The following is a 19224-nucleotide window of genomic DNA, read 5'->3' as shown; positions in this document are numbered from 1 at the left end:
AATAAGGTGGCCGTTGCGCAACTGAGAAAAGACTCGATCGAATAAAGTTTTGATCGGGTCTTTTTCTTTGATTAACTATTTGGTAGTCAGAGATTTATTTTGTATATTAAGGACATGCAAGGCAAAAAAGATTATCAGGAAAAGCTCTTCATCAGGTTTCAGCTTTCAGACTATGTTCCGGCTGATAACTTCTACAGGCGTTTGAAAGACATACTTGATCTCCACTTTGTTTATGATACAACGGCCAAATATTATGGTACAGAGGGTCAAAAGAGCATTGACCCGGTTGTGTTTTTCAAACTAATGCTTGTTGGTTATTTAGAGAACCTGAATAGCGATAGGCGCATTATTGCTACCTCACGTATGCGCATGGATATCCTCTATTTTATAGGATATGATCTGGATGAAGAACTTCCCTGGCATTCGACATTAAGCCGCACACGCCAGCTTTATGGAGAAGATGAGTTTACAGCTGTGTTTAAACAGGTTCTGAAAAAGTGTATTGATGCAGGTTTGGTAGCAGGTAAAAGACAGGCTATCGATAGCGCATTTGTCAAAGCCAATGCAGCTATGTCAAGTTTGGTCGAACGCGAGATCATGAATGATGCATCAACTTATGGCAAGCAATTGGACGATCATAATGATGAAGCCCCGGCTGGGGACATACCGGATGAAAACACCAAGCCTAAGCCGAGAAAGAACGCTAAAGTTGATAAGAAAGCGAACAGCAAGCGTTACAGCCCATCAGACCCTGATGCCCGGTTATCGGTGAAACCCGGAAAAACAACGCGGCTGAACTATTCGGCTCATGTAAGCGTAGATACACAAAACCACGTTATTACACACATCCAGGCCTTTCATGCAGATAGAGGAGATGCACCATGTCTGCCTGATATCCTTACCCATGTCGCCGGAAACCTTAAAGATAATGGCATGGAAATAGAAGATGTGCTTGCCGATACAGGTTATAGCGGTGAAGCGGCGCTTCTGTTTTTAGCTGATAATCATATTAAAGGCTTCATACCTAACAGGTCAGGATGTCAAAGCAGGGAAAGCCGGCAGGGCTTCAGTTATGACGGGGAGCAAGACCGGTATGTTTGTCCTGAAGGCAAATACCTTACTTTTCACAACTTCAAAAAAGCAGAGAACGATAATACCCATAAGATATATCGTACCAGTGTTAAAGATTGCAGGGACTGTCCGCTTAAAAGCACCTGCGCTAATCTGCAAGGCTTTAAAGTGTTTAAGGATTCCGTAGCTAAAGACCTTTATATAGAAATGCATGAACGCATGCAAACCCGACAAGGGAGCAAGGCCAGGAAAGTAAGACAAAGTACGGTAGAACCGGTACTGGGCACCCTGATCAATTTTACAGGCATGAAACAGGTAAACACAAAAGGGCTCGAATTGGCCAATAAATGTATGATCATGGCCGCCGTTGCCTATAACCTTAAAAAACTTGTCAATGGCGTTTCAACAAAGGTCAGAAGAAGAATAAGAAAAATACCCGGGAACCATTCTGATGCTTTTATTAATACTTTTTCGGCCTGTATCTCAATAACAGAGCACTCATTAAACGCTTTAGGGATGGCGATAAAAGCAAATGGCCGAATAACCATTTGCTCTGCAAATTAATTATTCAGCCATTTTAAGCCCTGTTGCGCAACGGCCACAATAAGATGCAAGGCTTTCGTTTATTCAAAGCCGTGTGTATTACGACATCTTTAGTTTCTTTTGAATATCGGCAACATATCCTTTAAACTTCTTGTCCGTGTCAATCAAATCCTCTACAGTTTGGCAGGCATAGATTACGGTTGAGTGGTCACGGCCACCAAAAAAATGGCCGATTGACTTTAATGAACTTTTGGTATGTGCCTTAGCCAGGTACATCGATATTTGACGGGCCTGTACAATTTCACGTTTGCGGGTTTGAGATTTTACCATTTCAATAGGCACTTCAAAGTACTCGCACACTAAACTTTGGATATACTCCATCGAAATTTCTTTAGATGAGTTCTTCACAAAGTTTTTCAACATTTGTTTAGCCAGGTTCAGGTCAATCTCCTTACGGTTAAGGGTTGACTGCGCCAGTAATGATACCATAGCGCCTTCCAGTTCACGTACGTTATTGTCGATGTTATGAGCAACGTATTCGATCACATCGTTTGACAGATCGATGCCATCCTGGTAAATTTTGTTTTTCAGGATGGCCATACGGGTTTCCAGATCAGGGATCTGCAAATCGGCAGATAAGCCCCATTTAAACCTCGAAAGCAGGCGTTCTTCCAAACCGGCCAGATCCTTAGGCGCTTTATCTGATGTAATGATCAGCTGCTTCCCCGATTGGTGCAGGTGGTTAAATATATGGAAGAAGAAATCCTGTGTCTTTTCCTTACCGGCAAAGTTGTGCACATCGTCCATGATCAGCACGTCAATGGCCTGGTAAAAGTTCACAAAATCATTAATATTATTGTGCTTTAAAGCATCAACAAATTGCTGCGTAAATTTTTCGCATGATACATACAGTACCAGTTTATCGGGCAGAGTGCGCTTAATTTCGTTACCAATAGCTTGTGCCAGGTGGGTTTTACCCAAACCTACACCGCCGTAAATCATTAAAGGGTTAAATGAAGTACCTCCGGGTTTAGCGGCAACTGCATAACCTGCAGAGCGGGCCAAACGGTTGCAATCACCTTCAACAAAGTTTTCGAAGGTATAGTTACGGTTAAGCTGAGGATCTACATTCAACTTTTTAAGCCCGGGTATAACAAAGGGGTTTTTAATATCCTTGTTAATTGAAATAGGTATCGGCATACTCTGATGTTTTGAATCAGCGCCATTTCCGTTTGAAGGCATGTTAGTTGTGTATGGTTTACTTGATGATTGCTCAACAACTATATTATACTCTAAACGTCCTTCGTCGCCCAATTGTTTTTTTATTGTCTTGCGCAGTAACCCTACATAGTGCTCTTCAAGCCACTCGTAAAAGAATAAACTTGGTACTTGTATGGTTAATACGCTTCCCTCCATTCTCAAAGCTTTTATCGGCTCAAACCAGGTTTTAAAACTCTGGGCCGGTATGTTGTCTTTGATGATCTGAAGGCAGCTATTCCAAACGTTCGTACAAGTTTTTTCCATATAAATAAAAGTAAAATATTGATTTCCAACCCCCAGCGAAACAACTTTTGGCCTTGCTACGGAACATCGAATATTGCCAAAAAAAGCTTATAAAAAAATTAAATTTTCACTTTTTTAACATTTGGCTTTTTACTAACAAATTCGATTTTTTAATGAAATTTTCGTATGGATAACATAATTTTTGATATAAAAATCACAATCCGAATATTTCTCAATTGTTTTTTTCTTTTTTTGAAATTTCAAAAAAAAGAATAATAAAACTGTCAATTACAGCCCTTAGTTATACGCCAAAACATGGGTAATGTTTGCACTTTTTTGATGGTTATTGCAAACAAAAAAATAACGCACTGGTTTAGTGCCTTATAAAAAATAAAAACCAGGTTTGTTGATTTGTGGTGCACTATAATACATGCACGGAAGCCACACCACGATGCTAATACTCTCCAAAAACACCTCGCAATACATCGGCGATCTCCCCAAGGGTAGCATAGCTTTCTACCGAAGTTACGATAAAAGGAATTAAGTTTTCAGTACCGGTCGCAGCTATTCCCAAAAGGTGTAAACTTTTCTCAACATCGTTACTATTACGCTCCCTTTTTAGCTCAGCAATTTTTTCCGACTGCATTTTTCTGATCGCGTCATCCACCCTAAACACATTAACAGGGGCTTCCTCCTGCTGGGTAAACCGGTTAACGCCTACTATAACTTTTTCGCCGGTTTCAATCTCCTGTTGATACTGGTAAGCAGAGGCTGCTATTTCCTGCTGGATATAATCCTGCTCTATGGCTTTTACCGCGCCACCCATGGCATCAATCTTATCTATATACAATTGGGCAGCGGCTTCCATCTCATCTGTCAATGCTTCGATAAAGTATGAACCGGCAAGCGGGTCAACCGTATCGGTAACACCACTTTCAAACGCGATGATCTGCTGGGTGCGCAAGGCTATTTTGGCTGCGGCTTCTGTTGGTAACGACAAGGCTTCGTCATACCCATTGGTGTGTAATGATTGTGTGCCCCCCAGCACGGCAGCCATTGCCTGGTTGCTTACCCTTATAATATTATTAAGCGGCTGTTGTGCTGTTAATGTTGAGCCGCCCGTTTGCGTATGAAAGCGAAGTTTTTGGGCGCCGGCATCGGTAGCCCCCAATTGTTTGGTAATATGCGCCCACATGCGCCTGGCGGCACGGAACTTGGCTATTTCCTCAAAAAAATTACTGTGACAGTTAAAAAAGAAAGAAAGGCGCTTGGCAAACACATTAATATCAAGTCCCTTATCCAGCGCGGCCTTTAAATAGGCTTTGCCGTTGGCCAAAGTAAATGCCAGTTCCTGCACGGCGGTTGAGCCTGCTTCGCGGATGTGATAACCTGATATGGAGATAGTATTCCATTTGGGCACCTCTTTACTGCAGTATTCAAATACATCGGTAATGAGCCGCATGGATGGCGCAGGGGGATATATATAGGTGCCGCGGGCAGCATACTCTTTTAATATATCGTTTTGTATGGTGCCGGAGATTTGCTTGAGATCTGCTCCTTGCTTTTTGGCCAGGGCAATATACATGGCCAGCAAAATAGGAGCGGTTGCGTTGATGGTCATGGAGGTGGTGATATTCTTAAGTTCAATACCCTCAAATAAAACCTCCATATCTTTTAATGAATCAATGGCTACGCCTACCTTGCCTACCTCACCCTCGGCAAGGGGGTGGTCGGAGTCATAGCCTATTTGTGTTGGGAGATCGAAGGCTACCGAAAGACCATTTGTACCCTGGCTTAATAAATAGTGGTAGCGCTTGTTTGATTCTTCGGCGGTTGAAAAACCGGCGTATTGACGCATGGTCCAGGGTTTGCCCCGGTACATATCTTTTTGGATACCGCGGGTAAAGGGGAACTCACCGGGCAATTCACTCATATTTGAAGGTTCGGTATAAACCTCCTTAATTTCGATACCCGATGTAGTGGTAATTTTTTTATCCCTGGCCATAAGCTTAGTATAATTCTTCCATGTCCTTCCTGATGAGCCCAAGTGCCACATCATAAGGGTTATCTTCCAGCTTACTTAAATGCACCAGGATCACCTTGCTTAGCTCAAGCGCCGATGTATCCGGCGGTAAAGCTTTTACAGCATTATTGATCATATTAATGGTATCGTCCTTTACCCTTTTTACCACGTTCCAAACCCGGGCGCTTACATAAATTTGCTGCGTAATGTTATGCTGAAACTCGTTGCGCACCTCGTTAACAATAATAGCCTGCAATTCGGCGGCGGTATCGGCCGATCCGTTAAGGCGAATAAGTAAACTTGCAGGATTAACCCTTTCAATAAAAAGTACAACCCTTTCATAGGCCTGTAAACGTAATGGCAGGGTCTGATTACTGACGGTACGCTTTAATTCCAATAGCTGGATACTTTCTGATTTATCAAGATATGGTTTAAACAGGTAAAAAGCGATATACACAACGCCTAAGCCCGAAATAGTATATTTTAAAATATCAAACAAAAAAGGTAGAGTGGGCATGTTTATAAATGTTATACAGGGGTCATAAAATTATGACACTAACAAAAATCTGCATTTTACGTTATATTTGTGTTGAATAAATAAAAATAAAGATGAGTATAGCTGTTGAAGCTGCTCCGGTTTCTTTTACACCGGGCGCAGTAAAGGAACTTTTTAAATTAAAAGACCAGCAAGAAATAAATGACGAATTTGGTTTACGTGTTGGTGTTGAGGGTGGTGGCTGTTCGGGCATGAACTATATTTTAGGCTTCGACATGAAAAAAGACGGCGACCAGGAATATATTATTGATGGTATTAAAGTTTTCATGCACAAAGCGCACGGTTTATACCTGGCCGGTATGCAAATCGATTACCAGGACGGATTAAATGCCCGTGGTTTTACTTTCAACAATCCCAATGCTGCCAGCACCTGCGGCTGCGGCTCTTCTTTCTCGGTTTAATTACCCCCGGTTAAAATATAGGAAGCCGTTTCATTGTAAAACATGAAGCGGCTTTTGTTTTTGAAGGGCTGCAACAATAATACGGTAAATCATTAAGCGGTATATATATTTAGTTAACGAGTGATATTTAAACCCACTATTTAATATCAGATATCGTTTTCCTGATCCAATCTGGCACCGTTCCATCGCCATAGCCCTGGCTGTTAAACCGTATAACCCCGTCCCTGTCAATAACCAGGCTTACCGGGCACTCATCAACTCCATAGTAAGAAAACAAAGGCATCGAATCGCTAACCACATGGTATTTAAATGGCGACACCTTCAGGAATCGCTCCACCTGTTCAGTTTTATCTAACGAAATTGCAATAAATACAACATCCTTATTATTCTGATAAGCGTCGACAAGGCGGTTCAGTTCGGGCATTTCATATCTGCATGGCGGGCAGGCAATAAACCAAAAATTGAGCACAACTATTTTCCCTTTCAGCTCCGCAGCTGTAATTACATTACCGTTAACATCTCTCATATTGAAAAAGCTAAAGGTATTGCCCGTTTTAAAAAACCTGGTTTCGGGCGGCTTATTGGCATTAGCCGGCAAAACGCCATCAGCGAGCGGGTCACGTTTGGTTAATATAAAAGCAGAACTATCACTATCATGCTGTACAGGCTTCAACATATAATAGCCGGTTGCCATCAATTCACGCCATTTAGCATAAGTATATTTTTCGCCTTTTTCATTGGTAACTACCGTTTTTTGATTGAAACCATATTGTTCTATCGGCCGTGTTATTTCAATCTGACCATATGCGCTTGAAATACTAAAAACAAGCGATGAGATAGCAAACAGGATATAATATTTCATTTTAAGGTTTAAATTCAACGGAAAATTATAACATAAATAGCACGTTACCAAATCGGGGCTTTAGCCCACATCAATCACAAAAATTAAGTTAAATCAGCATGTAACAAACTAGTATAATGCTTAGTCATACCAGCAAGTTTTTTATATTTATACCATGCCGGTAAAAACCTCTTACAAAGAAAACATTTCCATTGCATTACAGTCTATAGCCGGCAACAGGCTGCGCACCTCGTTAACCGCGCTGATCATAGCGATAGGTATCATGGCGCTTGTAGGTATTTTAACGGCCATTGAAGGCATCAGACAGTTCACCAACGATGCTTTCGCCGATCTTGGCGCCAACACATTCACCCTGCAAAACCGCGGCGAGGGGTTGAACTTTGGCAACGGCGGGCACCGTAAAGTGTATCCGGCCATTACTTATGACCAGGCTGTGCGTTTTAAAAATACTTTTAAATTGCCGGTAGCTGTAGCCATTAATTTAGAGGTAATTGGTACCGCGGTAGCCAAATACGGCAATCAAAAAACAAATCCCAATATATCCATCTCGGGCTCAAACGAAAATTACCTGGTTACAGCGGGTAAAAAGCTGGCTTTCGGGCGTAATTTTTCCGCTTCTGAGCTGGAACATGGATCGAACGTGGTCATTATTGGCGATGAGATCAAAAAGAAACTGTTTAAAACCGAAAACCCGATAAATAAATCGATATACCTTGGTACCGATAGGTTCAGGATAGTTGGTGTATTTGCATCAAAAGGTTCAAGCTCATTCGGGGGCGATAAATTTTGCGTGATCCCTGTATTGAAAGCTAAACAGATAGACAGTACCAAGAATGCGTCGTTCACGGTAACTATTAAAGTAGCCAGTCCCGGCGCCCTTGACGCTACCATTGGCGAAGCTACCTCCTTATTCAGAAACGTAAGGGGGCTTAATGTAATTAACCAGGATAACTTTGAAATCAGCCGGAGCGATTCCATTCAAAAGGAACTATCAGGCCAGCTTGCAGGTATTACTGCCGCCGGCTTTGCAGTTGGCATCATCACACTCATCGGTGCCGCCATCGGACTTATGAACATCATGCTGGTATCAGTAACAGAACGCACACGCGAAATTGGTGTGCGGAAAGCTATAGGAGCAACCCCGGCAATCATTCGTAAACAATTTTTAATCGAGGCCATAGTGATCTGTCTCATAGGTGGTGCAGCGGGCATGATACTGGGCATGGCAGCGGGAAACCTTATTGCTGTACAAATAAGCGGCTCATTTGTAGTGCCATGGGGATGGTTATTCTTTGCTGTGGTGTTGTGTACGTTTATTGGTTTGATATCGGGTTACTACCCGGCAAAAAAAGCAGCAAAACTGGATCCGGTGGAAGCGCTTAGGTACGAATAAAAACGATTGCAAAATCTTAGAGGCTGCCTACAAACAAAAAATGTCATTGCGAGTAACCATCAGGGAAGCCTGAAAAAAAACGTAATGACATGTAAAATATATTTTAGCGGTGTTGCGCGTGGGCCGCGTTAGATTCTGTGTTGATATGCAAAAGTTATTTTTTATTTTTGAGTCTTAGGCAGCTTTATGTTAGCCTGTTTAGGGCAGTCCTTCAATTGAAGCGACTGCTCTAACTATTTTCGGATATGTGTGCATTCTGTTGAAGGTAGTGTTTTTCGAATGGTTTGTTGGTTTTGTATATAGTGTATACCATCTCCAATAATTTTCTTTGTACTGCTACAGTAGCTTTCATTTTCACGCTATTTCGGGATACGATCCGGACAAATATAGCTTTATATCTTTCTGAATGTCTTATGGCCGCTAATGCAGGTAAGTGCATGGCTTTTCGTAAATGCTTGTTCCCCCTTTTAGATATCTTGGGTTTGCCCTTAACGGATGAGCCGGATTCTTTTTCCCTGACATCCAGCCCGGCGTAACTGGTCAGCTGCTTTTTACTCCTGATCAGCTCAAAGCCGTTTGTTTCGGCTATGATCACAGTGGCCGTTAATAAGCCGACTCCAGGAATAGTGGTAATGGTAGCCAGTGTTTGTTTTAAATGTTTGTCCTGTGCTACAGCTGTTCTAATCTCAGTAAGTATTTCTTTAAGTTGTTCACCAATCATCTTTATCCTGTCCATCATTCTGCGGATAGTATCTTCCCCCGGAAAAGCTTCGGACTGTTCAGCATGTAGCTGGTTCTTGATCATGGTTCTTTCTGCAATAAGTTGTTCTCTTTCACGGGTTATCTGCCGCAGGGTCCTGAACACCCTTTTGGGTTGTACCCAGTTATCCAGTTTCTTTTCAAGTCCGAACATGGCTATGGCAAAAGACATTGATTTATCGGTAATTGTTTTGATCTCCAGTGTCTTGAAGAAGTTCGAGATCTTGTTGGGCATGACAATACTTACAGCATACCCTTTGCCGGCCAGATAATAAGCAAGGCGCTCGTGGTATACACCTGTGGCCTCCATTACATATCTTAATGGATATTGGGGGATGCTTTGCTTGTTTATCCATACTTCCAGGTTTGCAAATCCTTTTTCATTGTTTGGAAAAATCTTGTTCGCATAAACTGTTATAACTGCCTGCTCATCCATCTTGCCGATAGAAACCACCAGCTCTTTTTGAGCCACATCAATACCTACTACTTGTTTTAATAATCTGCTTGCCATTGATCAAAGTTTTTAACTGTTATAAGTGAAAACCTTTCTTCGTTTTTCCTCCTGTTGGTTATCCTGGATATACTGCCTGGTCGTATTCCTTACATTCTGTTCAAACTCAAAAAAGTAAAGGAGTGAGGCTATATCTAACGCTCAACATGCTCAAGGCTGTTTGGGATTGCTGTGCTCTCACTCTTTTCACTCATAAAATCATTACAATAATATTAGATGTAAACATAGGAGGGATTGCAGTGTAAAGCCCGGAGCGAGTAGAGGGGTTGCGGGCAGGAAAGGCGAGGACTTGCAACGGAAAGCCCGGGCCACAGGCAACGCCCATGGTATAAAACTCATCAGAAAAATACACTTAATAATCAATAACTTACGACCATATCATTATAAGGAACGAAGCAATCACGAACCATACAGGGCGGACCTGCTAATCGGGGATTGCTTCGTTCCTCGCAATGACGCTTTTCTTGTTGGATAATACCTGTTTAAAACAACATCTTATTCTTAAGCGGATAGTCGACAAGCAATTTTTCAATATAGGTTGTTCTCAGCGCATCGCCAAATGCCGTGGCGTGCCTTAAGTGGTGCATATCGCTTGAAATAAAGTCTATCAAACTATTATCAACCAGGTCTTCGGCCATTTTTTTTATCTCTTTACCATAATACCCTGTGAGGGATATGGTATTAAGCTGAAAATCCAGGCCCCAACTATGCAGGTTTCTCAACATGTCTAAGTCAAGGTACTGGTAGCGCTCGGGGTGGGCCAAAATAGGTTTATACCCTTTATCATGAAGCTTTTGAATTACACTGTAGGTATTTGGCGGTTGATTTATAAATGAAAATTCAAATAATACGTGGTTGTCGCCCATGGTCATGATCGGGCCGTTCTCTACACGTGCTTCAAACGTTTCATCAAAATAGTGTTCGGCAGCGGCTTCAACAGGTATATCAATCCCTTGTTTAACCAACTCGGCTTTTAGTATAGTAAGCGCGTTACCAATGGTTTCGGGCGTGTTGCGATAAAAGTCAATCATGATGTGAGGTGTGGCAATAATTTTTTTTATGCCTAATTCCATCATCTTTTTTATCAACTCTACCGAATCTTCGGGTGTTTTAGCACCATCGTCAATCCCCGGTAACACATGCGAGTGCATATCAACCATGATTCCTTCATAGTTGAGTTTTGATTCCCTTATTGCCTTCTTCTTCTTAAAAAGCCCGAACATTTTTTATCTATCGTTATACTGACTGCTGTAATATTGCTGGTAATGTCCTGACGTTACATCATTAAGCCAATCTTCATTAGCCAGGTACCAATCAACTGTTTTTTCCAAACCTTCCTCAAAAGTTATACCCGGCACCCAACCTAAATCATTTTTTAATTTGGTTGCATCGATAGCATATCTCAGGTCATGCCCGGCCCTGTCTGTCACAAAAGTGATCAACTTAGCTGATTCTCCCTCAATCCTGCCTAATTTTTTGTCCAATATACTGCAAAGCAATTTGATCAGGTCGATATTTTTCCATTCGTTATGCCCACCTATATTATAGGTTGAGCCCGATTTGGCATTATGAAATATTACATCAATTGCCCGCGCATGGTCTTCAACCCAAAGCCAGTCGCGGATATTTTCGCCCTTACCATATACCGGTACAGGTTTACTTTGCTTGATATTATTAATTGCCAGCGGAATGAGTTTTTCCGGAAAATGGAATGACCCATAATTGTTTGAGCAATTTGATATAACGGTATCCATGCCATAAGTATCCTGGTAGGCCCGCACAAAATGATCAGAACCTGCCTTTGAAGCCGAATATGGTGAATGCGGATCATAGGCGGTTTCTTCGGTAAACATGCCGTCTTCACCAAGCGTACCGTATACCTCATCGGTAGAAACATGATAAAAACGGGTTTGATCATATTTGCCTTTCCAATGCTCGCGGGCGGTATTCAATAAATTTACGGTGCCTACCACATTGGTCATCACAAAATCAAGGGGGTTAGTGATCGACCGGTCTACGTGCGATTCGGCAGCAAGATGGATCACCGCATCTGGATTTTCAGCCGCAAAAAGTTCATTAATAAAAGCAATATCAACAATATCTCCCTTTACGAACTTATAATTAGGTTCATTTTCAATATCCTTTAAATTGGCCAGGTTACCCGCATAAGTAAGCTTATCTAAATTAACAATGCTGTAATCAGGATAGTTTTTCACAAACCTGCGCACTACATGCGAACCAATAAAACCAGCGCCCCCTGTTATAATGATCTTTTTCATTCCCTGCTGTTGATATTAATTGAACGGATTTTGAGCAATATATTTTTCCCACTCCCAGGCCGATGACATCATTTCGCCAATACCCAGTTCGGCCGTCCAGCCAAGCTTGGTTGATGATTTAGTAACATCGCCCCAAACCTGCTCTACGTCACCTTCACGGCGCGGGCCAATTTCATAGTTCAGTTTTTCGCCTGTTGTGCTTTCAAAAGCGTGAATTACTTCCAACACTGAAGTGCCGTTGCCTGTACCCAGGTTAAATACATCATAACCTTTAAATTCGTCTTTTTCGGCAAGCCTTAACGCGGCAACATGGGCTTTCGCTAAATCAACTACGTGAATATAATCGCGGATGCAGCTACCATCAGGCGTGTTATAATCATTACCAAAAACGGTTATTTTTTCGCGTTTGCCTATGGCAGTTTGTGTAATAAAAGGCACCAGGTTTTGTGGCACTCCTATTGGCAACTCCCCAATCAAAGCAGACTCATGGGCACCTACAGGGTTAAAATAACGCAACGAAATCACTTTATAATCGCTGCCGGAATTTACCATATCAACCAAAATTTCTTCGGCTATTTGCTTGGTATTACCATATGGCGATTGTGCAGGTTGCACCGGGGCATTCTCAGTAACGGGTAATTTTTCGGGCTGTCCGTAAACTGTGCAGCTTGATGAAAATACAAAATTGATAGCCTTACCGTAATAAGCTTCGAGCAGATTGATAAGCGAATAGAAATTATTCCGATAGTATTTCATCGGTTTTTTTACCGATTCGCCCACTGCTTTAAAGGCTGCAAAGTGGATGATACCACCTATTTCGGGTTCGGCGAGTGCAAGTGATCTAACGGCGGCTTCATCGCAAAGATCAAGCTTATGAAATACCGGGGTAAAGCCTAAGATCTTTGTAAGCTGATCTAATATTTTAGGGTCCGAGTTCGACAGGTCGTCAACGATAATGGGGTCATACCCCGCGTTAACCAGCTCAACAACGGTGTGCGAACCAATAAAACCCAAACCGCCTGTTACTAATATTTTCATGGTTTAAATAGAGAGTATGTTTGAATGTTCGGCAAAGTAAGCAGATTGTGACAATTCATCCGCTTTTATATTATAAAAAAGGCCAAAAAAATTAATTTCCGGCCTGGTTACCCTTACTTATTGTAATAGGTAAAGTCTTTATGGTTTATTTCATGTTCGGGCAACGACTTAAAGTATTCTAAGGTGATCTTCAAACCTTCACTCCTGGATACTTTTGGCTCCCAGCCTAATATAGCTTTGGCCTTGGTAATATCCGGGCGGCGTTGCTTCGGATCGTCTGTTGGCAAAGGCAGGCTGATCAGCTCCTGGTTGGTGCCCGTCAGCTTAATAATCTCCTCGCCAAATTGTTTTATCGTGATTTCGTCCGGGTTGCCGATGTTCACCGGCTGGGCGTAATCGCTGTGCAGTAATCTGTAGATCCCTTCTATCAGGTCATCTACATAACAAAACGACCGCGTTTGTGAGCCGTCGCCAAACATCGTCAGGGGTTCGCCCCGCAGTGCCTGCCCTATAAAAGCCGGTAATACCCTTCCGTCGTTCAGTCGCATCCTTGGGCCATAAGTATTGAAAATCCTAACGATCCTGGTTTCCAACCCGTGGAAGGTATGGTAAGCCATGGTAATAGCTTCCTGGAATCTTTTGGCTTCATCATACACCCCTCTCGGGCCTACCGGGTTTACATTACCCCAATATTCCTCTGGCTGAGGGTTGATGTTCGGATCGCCGTATACTTCCGAGGTGGAGGCGATCAGCATCCGTGCCTTCTTGTTCCGGGCCAGTCCCAGCAGGTTATGGGTTCCCAGTGAGCCTACTTTCAATGTCTGGATCGGAATTTTCAGATAATCTATCGGGCTGGCCGGTGAGGCAAAATGCAGGATATAATGCAGTTCGCCCGGTACATAAACAAACTTGGATACGTCATGATTATAAAACTCAAAGTTCTCCAGTTTGAACAAATGTTCTATATTCCTCAAATCGCCGGTGATCAGGTTATCCATCCCGATCACATGATAATCTTCCTTAATAAACCTATCGCACAGGTGCGAGCCTAAAAAACCGGCTGCTCCCGTAATCAGGATCCTTTTTCTCGCTGTCATATTGCTACTATTTTACGGCCTATACTGTTATAATAAAACCCATATTCCTTCATCCTGTCCAGGTCATACAGGTTACGCCCGTCAAAGATCACCGGCGACTTCAGCTTTTCCTTCATAAAGTCAAAGTCTGGCGTACGGAATACCGGCCATTCGGTCACAATCAACAGAGCATCTGCATCATCAAGGGCATTGTACCGATTGGTGGCATAGCTTATCTTATCGCCAAGTAGTTTCTTAACGTTTGGCATGCCTTCCGGGTCGTAGGCGGTTACTGTTGCCCCGGCTGCTAATAGCTCATCGATAATGTACAGTGCCGGTGCTTCGCGGATATCGTCGGTCTCCGGTTTAAAAGCCAGTCCCCACAGGGCAAAATGTTTTCCTTTCAGTCCGCCTTCACCATAATATTCACGCATTTTAACTACCAGCCGTTTCTTCTGAGTTTCGTTCACTTCCATCACCGAGTTGAGGATCTTGAAGTCGTATTTATTTTCTTCGGCTGCTTTGGACAGAGCCTGCACATCTTTAGGAAAACAGCTGCCCCCATATCCCACACCCGGGAACAGGAAGCGTTTGCCAATGCGGCCATCTGCTCCTACTCCCTTGCGTACCATATCTACATCCGCCCCTACCAGCTCGCACATGTTGGCAATCTCGTTCATGAACGTGATCTTAGTGGCTAAAAATGAGTTGGCTGCATATTTAGTTAGCTCGGATGAGCGTTCGTCCATATATAATATAGGGTTGCCCTGGCGTACGTAAGGTGCATATAAATCGCCCATTACCTGGCGGGCTTTTTCATCCGTTGTACCGATCACTACCCTATCCGGTTTCATGAAGTCTTCTACGGCTACACCTTCGCGTAAAAACTCGGGGTTGGATACTACAGCGAAGGGAACATCGGTATTGGCTTTCATCACTGCGGTTACCTTATCTGCCGTACCTACCGGTACCGTTGATTTGGTTACGATCACTTTATATTCGGTGATCAGTTTGGCTATATCTTTTGCCGCGCCAAGCACATAACTCAAATCGGCTGCTCCATCGGCTCCCGGAGGCGTTGGTAACGCCAAAAAGATCACTTTGGCCGGGGCTATTGCTTCGGCAAGATTAGTGGTAAAGGTTAGCCTTTCCTGTTTAATGTTACGCAGAAATAAAATATCAAGACCCGGTTCATAGATCGGCATCTCGCCATTCCGCATCTTGTTTACTTTTTCTTCCACAATATCCACACAGGTTACTTCATTTCCCGTTTCGGCTAAACAAGTTCCCGTTACCAGGCCCACATAGCCTGTGCCAATTACTGCAATTTTCATAGTGTTAAATGTGTTTTAAATTAAGGTTAGCAATATTTGTATGATCAACCATATAACCAGCTTATTATAGCACCGGGCGGGCCATAAAACTAATATTGTAATTATTGTTATTACTTTTATGCCCGGCTAAGATAATCATTCAGCGTTAAAATTGATGTTATTATATAATATAGGTATCAAATTATATTCCCTTTTTATCCGTTTTGCCTCGCTATTTAACAATAAGGCAAAACTTTGGATTGCAGGACGTAAAAACATTGTTTTTGTACGTATGGATAGCAGTGTTTGGTTTCATTTTGCTTCACTTGGCGAATTTGAGCAAGGAAGGCCCATACTGGAAGCTATGAGAAATTTACATCCCGTAAAGAAAATAGTAATCACCTTTTTTTCTCCTTCGGGATATGAGATCAGGAAAAACACCCCATTGGCCGACTATGTTTACTACCTGCCTTTGGATACCGCCCGAAACGCCCGCAGGTTTATTGATGCTATTAACCCCGAAATTGTCATTTTTACTAAATACGAGTACTGGTTCCATTTTTTTAATGAAGTAAACAAGCGTAACATCCCCCTGTATATCGTATCGGGCATCTTCAGGCCCGAACAGGTATTTTTTAAATGGTATGGCGGTTTTAACCGCAAAATATTAAGCCTGGTAAGCCACTTTTTTTTACAGGATAACAGCTCTAAGCAGCTATTGGAAAACATAGGCATTACCAATACATCGGTGAGTGGTGATACCCGTTTTGACCGCGTTTGGGCCAATGCACAAAATCCTAAACAATTGCCCCTGATTGAAGAATTTAAAAACGGGCACAAACTGTTTATCGCGGGCAGCACCTGGCCGCAAGATGAAGCCTTCCTGGCTAAACTGGTAATCCAATATCCCAACTGGAAATTCATCTTCGCTCCGCATGAAATACCGGAAGAAAAGATCAATAACTTGATAGAGTTGCTTCCGGAAGGAAAAGCCATCACGTTTTCACAGCTAAAAACCGAAGCCGAAGGTCTGAAGTCGGGAGATTTTATTAACCAATCGCTTACATCTAACAATCTTCAATCGCTGGTGATAGATAATATTGGCATGCTTTCATCGCTTTATGCTTATGCCGACGTTGCTTACATAGGTGGCGGCTTTGGTGTGGGAATTCATAATACCCTGGAGGCAGCTGCGTTCGGTCTGCCGGTTATTTTTGGCCCTAATTATCAGAAATTTAACGAAGCCAAGGAACTTATAGCCATTAAAGCTGGTTTTAGCATCAGCAATGAAACAGAATTAAAAGATATTGTTGACACACTGGTTAATGACGAGGCGTTTTATAATATTACCCGTAAAAAGGTATTTAATTATGTGAAGGAAAACGTAGGGGCTACGGACATGATCATGAAGTATATCGATAAATAAAAAAATGTCATTTATCATATGAGGAACGGGTGAGAAATCTTGTACACCCGGTAAGTAAACCATGTATGGTGGATTTGCAGGAAGCAGAAGATTTCTCTTCACGCCCCGCTTCGCCACCTCCGCCGTTCATCGAAATGACAATTTATAAAAAGACTATTCCATCATTCAAAACAAAACATGGTTGTTTACTGTACAAAAGCCATAAATTCTTAATATTGCCTTAATGGGTTTTTTACATCTGCCCGGCCTGGGCAAAGCACATTTTCACGAGTATGGTACCGGTCAAAAACCGCTGCTGGCCTTTCATGGCTATGGCATGACCGGGAAGCAGTTTCATGTACTTGATCAATCTATCCTACCCCAATATCACATCTATGGTTTCGATCACTTTTTTCACGGCGAAAGCAGGCTGGATGGCTGGACAGAGCAACAGATCGTGGCCGGGATGCCCAAAACCATGGTACGCAGCTACATGGAAGAATGGTTTAAGCTTCACGGCCGGCAACGTTTTTCGGTAATGGGTTATTCTATAGGCGCCAACCTGGCCCTGATATTGGTTGAGGAATATGCCGATATGATCGATGACATCATTTTAATGGCTCCTGATGGCCTGGCTGTATTTAAAGGCTTTCATTTTATATTACATAATAAGCTTGGACGCGCAATTTTCCGTACGGCTACAAAAAGCAAATGGCTGGCACCTTTTTTAGTTAAAAGCATGAAAACCGTTGGCGCTATTGACGAAAGCCTTTACAGCATAGCTTATAATGAAATTGATACCGAACAAAAACGGCTTGACACCTATTATACCCTAAATTTGATCAGGCAGTTAAAACCTGACGTGCAGAAAGTAGCACAACTAATCAATCAGCATAAAATTAAATGTTTGCTGATATTTGGCAGGCATGATAAGCTTTTCCCTAAATCGGCGGCAATGCCATTTTTAGGAATGCTCCATAATGCCGAAGTGCATGAAATTGAACTTGGGCACTGGTTGGTTACAAAGGCACTTGACGAGTATTTAGTTAAATAAACATGGTACCTTCGCGTAAAAAGAAATTTTGGAGTAAACTATTCATCCGTTGCGTAAAATGGTGGATCGGCCGTAATTTTAAAGAGGTTAATGTACAGCCCTTTGAGCCACGCCCGGGCCATTCAATATTGCTTTTGACCAATCATTTTAGCTGGTGGGATGGCTTCATTGCTAACCGGACGGCTGTTTATGATCTTAAAAAGCAATTCTACATCATGATGCAGCAAGACCAGTTCGATCAGCATCGTTATTTTCGGTACATTGGTGCTTACTCTATTCAAAAAGGGTCAAGGGCAATACTCGACTCGCTCAGTTACTCGGCCGGGATATTAAATGATTCTGATAACCTCATCGTGATATTTCCACAGGGCGAGCTCTATTCAAACCATGAAACACATATACGTGTTGAAACCGGTGTTTATAAACTGATGCGACAGATAAAAGGCCCCTGCCAGGTGGTTTATCATTGTACCCTGATCGATTACTTTGAAAGCCTGAAACCCCGTGCCTATGTTCACCTGTTTGATTTGGGTGTTGCCAATGAACTTACTTTTGAGCAGTTAAAAGAGAACATTAATAACGCGCATCAGCAAGCGTTGAAGAACCAGATCAATATGGAGCACTAATTAATTGACACTAATTTCCCGAATTATTTCGAATTGGCGCTAATTCCATTTGGGATATTCATTACTTAATTCGTGTAATTCGGTCAAATTGTACAGTAAACAATGGCAAAGCATTCGTGTTAACTGCTTTAATCCGTGTAATTCGATAAAATTGTAGCCGACATGCAATACATTCGTGTAAAATATGATCCGCAATAAAGAAAACTTTTTCATGACCCGTATTGTCCATTACTATATTAAATGGATAGTTGGCAAAACGTTTCATGAACTATTGTTTAACGATATTGTAATTGATAAAAATAAATCGGTGCTGCTGATAGGCAACCACTTTAGTTTTTGGGATGGGTTGATATTATACTGCGTAAACGATAAATTGCTAAAGAAAAAGTTACATGTCATGATCCTGGAAGAGACTGCCCGTAGCGAGCGCTTCCTGAAATATGTGGGTGCTTTTTCAGTAAAAAAAGATTCAAAAAGTATCATCCAATCACTTGACTATGCGGCCGGATTGCTTACCGATCCGGCAAATTTGGTTTTGATGTTTCCACAGGGCAAACTGTATGCTAACTTTGTTACCAACATAAACTTTGAAAAAGGGGTTATGAGAATCATTGAAAAAGCAAACGGGAATTTCCAGCTCGTTTTTGCTTCAACTTTTATTCAGTACTTTAAACATAAAAAGGCAACGGCAACCGTTTATTTAAAAAGCGAACCAGAAAATTACACCGGTAAAAGCATAAGTAAATTACAAGAAGCTTACCAAAGGCATTATGAAGCCTCCAAAGCACTGCAAACCGAATTTGATATATAA

The 19224-nt window shown here is 42.1% G+C and carries 17 protein-coding genes; 7 read left to right on the top strand and 10 right to left on the bottom strand.

Going from position 1 to position 19224, the window contains the following annotated elements; all coding sequences use genetic code 11:
- Positions 1–114 precede the first annotated feature (114 nt).
- Positions 115–1635 (top strand): IS1182 family transposase, encoded by a 1521-nt coding sequence (locus ACEN82_RS02110; RefSeq protein ID WP_495643978.1) that lies wholly within the window; start codon positions 115–117, stop codon positions 1633–1635.
- 78 nt (positions 1636–1713) lie between these two features.
- Here ACEN82_RS02110 and dnaA read toward each other — a convergent pair whose 3' ends face one another.
- The 3 genes from dnaA to ACEN82_RS02095 all read right to left on the bottom strand — a co-directional run bounded on the left by dnaA (position 1714) and on the right by ACEN82_RS02095 (position 5657).
- Complete coding sequence (gene dnaA / locus ACEN82_RS02105) at positions 1714–3138, bottom strand: chromosomal replication initiator protein DnaA (RefSeq protein ID WP_090528828.1); 1425 nt, start codon at positions 3136–3138, stop codon at positions 1714–1716.
- Between the two features lie 433 nt (positions 3139–3571).
- Positions 3572–5122 carry an acyl-CoA mutase large subunit family protein gene (locus ACEN82_RS02100; RefSeq protein ID WP_413323126.1) on the bottom strand — a complete coding sequence of 517 codons (1551 nt, stop codon included), beginning with the start codon at positions 5120–5122 and terminating at the stop codon, positions 3572–3574.
- A 4-nt stretch (positions 5123–5126) separates the two neighbouring features.
- Entirely contained in the window at positions 5127–5657 is a 531-nt protein-coding gene (locus ACEN82_RS02095) for a DUF7935 family protein (protein WP_413323127.1), read from the bottom strand.
- A gap of 92 nt (positions 5658–5749) precedes the next feature.
- On the opposite strand from ACEN82_RS02095, the gene ACEN82_RS02090 reads away from it, so the two are divergent.
- Entirely contained in the window at positions 5750–6097 is a 348-nt protein-coding gene (locus ACEN82_RS02090) for a HesB/IscA family protein (RefSeq protein ID WP_090528835.1), read from the top strand.
- A 136-nt stretch (positions 6098–6233) separates the two neighbouring features.
- Here the strand turns inward: ACEN82_RS02090 and ACEN82_RS02085 are convergent, their stop codons facing one another.
- On the bottom strand, positions 6234–6959 hold the full coding sequence (locus ACEN82_RS02085; RefSeq protein WP_413323128.1) for a TlpA family protein disulfide reductase: 726 nt from the start codon (positions 6957–6959) through the stop codon (positions 6234–6236).
- A gap of 154 nt (positions 6960–7113) precedes the next feature.
- Here ACEN82_RS02085 and ACEN82_RS02080 point away from each other — a divergent pair, with 154 nt between their 5' ends.
- Positions 7114–8352 carry an ABC transporter permease gene (locus tag ACEN82_RS02080; protein WP_413323129.1) on the top strand — a complete coding sequence of 413 codons (1239 nt, stop codon included), beginning with the start codon at positions 7114–7116 and terminating at the stop codon, positions 8350–8352.
- A gap of 229 nt (positions 8353–8581) precedes the next feature.
- On the opposite strand, the gene ACEN82_RS02075 is transcribed toward ACEN82_RS02080, so the two are convergent.
- The 6 genes from ACEN82_RS02075 to ACEN82_RS02050 all read right to left on the bottom strand — a co-directional run bounded on the left by ACEN82_RS02075 (position 8582) and on the right by ACEN82_RS02050 (position 15349).
- A complete protein-coding gene (locus tag ACEN82_RS02075) occupies positions 8582–9622 on the bottom strand; it encodes an IS110 family RNA-guided transposase (RefSeq protein ID WP_413323217.1) in 1041 nt (346 codons plus the stop codon).
- 482 nt (positions 9623–10104) lie between these two features.
- The gene (locus ACEN82_RS02070; protein ID WP_413322762.1) at positions 10105–10845 is read right to left on the bottom strand and encodes a tyrosine-protein phosphatase; all 741 of its coding nucleotides are present in this window, start codon (positions 10843–10845) and stop codon (positions 10105–10107) included.
- 3 nt (positions 10846–10848) lie between these two features.
- Positions 10849–11901: a dTDP-glucose 4,6-dehydratase gene (gene rfbB, locus ACEN82_RS02065; RefSeq protein ID WP_413322763.1), complete on the bottom strand. Its 1053-nt coding sequence runs from the start codon at positions 11899–11901 to the stop codon at positions 10849–10851.
- Between the two features lie 15 nt (positions 11902–11916).
- Complete coding sequence (gene galE, locus ACEN82_RS02060) at positions 11917–12939, bottom strand: UDP-glucose 4-epimerase GalE (RefSeq protein WP_373612685.1); 1023 nt, start codon at positions 12937–12939, stop codon at positions 11917–11919.
- A 113-nt stretch (positions 12940–13052) separates the two neighbouring features.
- On the bottom strand, positions 13053–14036 hold the full coding sequence (locus ACEN82_RS02055; protein WP_090528849.1) for a UDP-glucuronic acid decarboxylase family protein: 984 nt from the start codon (positions 14034–14036) through the stop codon (positions 13053–13055).
- Complete coding sequence (locus ACEN82_RS02050) at positions 14033–15349, bottom strand: UDP-glucose dehydrogenase family protein (protein ID WP_090528852.1); 1317 nt, start codon at positions 15347–15349, stop codon at positions 14033–14035. Before ACEN82_RS02050 ends, ACEN82_RS02055 begins: the two co-directional genes overlap by 4 nt.
- 154 nt (positions 15350–15503) lie before the next feature.
- Between ACEN82_RS02050 and ACEN82_RS02045 the strand changes: the two genes are divergently transcribed.
- From ACEN82_RS02045 to ACEN82_RS02030, 4 genes are all read left to right on the top strand, one after another.
- Positions 15504–16754, top strand: coding sequence for a 3-deoxy-D-manno-octulosonic acid transferase (locus ACEN82_RS02045; RefSeq protein WP_413322765.1), 1251 nt, complete (start codon positions 15504–15506; stop codon positions 16752–16754).
- A 223-nt stretch (positions 16755–16977) separates the two neighbouring features.
- Positions 16978–17787: an alpha/beta fold hydrolase gene (locus tag ACEN82_RS02040; RefSeq protein WP_413322766.1), complete on the top strand. Its 810-nt coding sequence runs from the start codon at positions 16978–16980 to the stop codon at positions 17785–17787.
- 2 nt (positions 17788–17789) lie between these two features.
- The gene (locus ACEN82_RS02035) at positions 17790–18413 is read left to right on the top strand and encodes a lysophospholipid acyltransferase family protein (RefSeq protein ID WP_413322767.1); all 624 of its coding nucleotides are present in this window, start codon (positions 17790–17792) and stop codon (positions 18411–18413) included.
- A gap of 184 nt (positions 18414–18597) precedes the next feature.
- On the top strand, positions 18598–19224 hold the full coding sequence (locus ACEN82_RS02030) for a 1-acyl-sn-glycerol-3-phosphate acyltransferase (RefSeq protein WP_413322768.1): 627 nt from the start codon (positions 18598–18600) through the stop codon (positions 19222–19224).

The organism is Mucilaginibacter sp. Mucisp73 (assembly GCF_059491465.1).
The sequence above is the reverse complement of the archived record's forward strand: the minus strand, read 5'-3'. Positions and strand labels throughout refer to the sequence as shown.

What these genes read in the sequence shown, in the direction of transcription:
- ACEN82_RS02110 (WP_495643978.1), top strand. Translation starts at nt 115, where the DNA reads ATGCAAGGCAAAAAAGATTATCAGGAAAAGCTCTTCATCAGGTTTCAG.
- dnaA (WP_090528828.1), bottom strand. Translation starts at nt 3,138, where the DNA reads ATGGAAAAAACTTGTACGAACGTTTGGAATAGCTGCCTTCAGATCATC.
- ACEN82_RS02100 (WP_413323126.1), bottom strand. Translation starts at nt 5,122, where the DNA reads ATGGCCAGGGATAAAAAAATTACCACTACATCGGGTATCGAAATTAAG.
- ACEN82_RS02095 (WP_413323127.1), bottom strand. Translation starts at nt 5,657, where the DNA reads ATGCCCACTCTACCTTTTTTGTTTGATATTTTAAAATATACTATTTCG.
- ACEN82_RS02090 (WP_090528835.1), top strand. Translation starts at nt 5,750, where the DNA reads ATGAGTATAGCTGTTGAAGCTGCTCCGGTTTCTTTTACACCGGGCGCA.
- ACEN82_RS02085 (WP_413323128.1), bottom strand. Translation starts at nt 6,959, where the DNA reads ATGAAATATTATATCCTGTTTGCTATCTCATCGCTTGTTTTTAGTATT.
- ACEN82_RS02080 (WP_413323129.1), top strand. Translation starts at nt 7,114, where the DNA reads ATGCCGGTAAAAACCTCTTACAAAGAAAACATTTCCATTGCATTACAG.
- ACEN82_RS02075 (WP_413323217.1), bottom strand. Translation starts at nt 9,622, where the DNA reads ATGGCAAGCAGATTATTAAAACAAGTAGTAGGTATTGATGTGGCTCAA.
- ACEN82_RS02070 (WP_413322762.1), bottom strand. Translation starts at nt 10,845, where the DNA reads ATGTTCGGGCTTTTTAAGAAGAAGAAGGCAATAAGGGAATCAAAACTC.
- rfbB (WP_413322763.1), bottom strand. Translation starts at nt 11,901, where the DNA reads ATGAAAAAGATCATTATAACAGGGGGCGCTGGTTTTATTGGTTCGCAT.
- galE (WP_373612685.1), bottom strand. Translation starts at nt 12,939, where the DNA reads ATGAAAATATTAGTAACAGGCGGTTTGGGTTTTATTGGTTCGCACACC.
- ACEN82_RS02055 (WP_090528849.1), bottom strand. Translation starts at nt 14,036, where the DNA reads ATGACAGCGAGAAAAAGGATCCTGATTACGGGAGCAGCCGGTTTTTTA.
- ACEN82_RS02050 (WP_090528852.1), bottom strand. Translation starts at nt 15,349, where the DNA reads ATGAAAATTGCAGTAATTGGCACAGGCTATGTGGGCCTGGTAACGGGA.
- ACEN82_RS02045 (WP_413322765.1), top strand. Translation starts at nt 15,504, where the DNA reads ATGTTATTATATAATATAGGTATCAAATTATATTCCCTTTTTATCCGT.
- ACEN82_RS02040 (WP_413322766.1), top strand. Translation starts at nt 16,978, where the DNA reads ATGGGTTTTTTACATCTGCCCGGCCTGGGCAAAGCACATTTTCACGAG.
- ACEN82_RS02035 (WP_413322767.1), top strand. Translation starts at nt 17,790, where the DNA reads ATGGTACCTTCGCGTAAAAAGAAATTTTGGAGTAAACTATTCATCCGT.
- ACEN82_RS02030 (WP_413322768.1), top strand. Translation starts at nt 18,598, where the DNA reads ATGATCCGCAATAAAGAAAACTTTTTCATGACCCGTATTGTCCATTAC.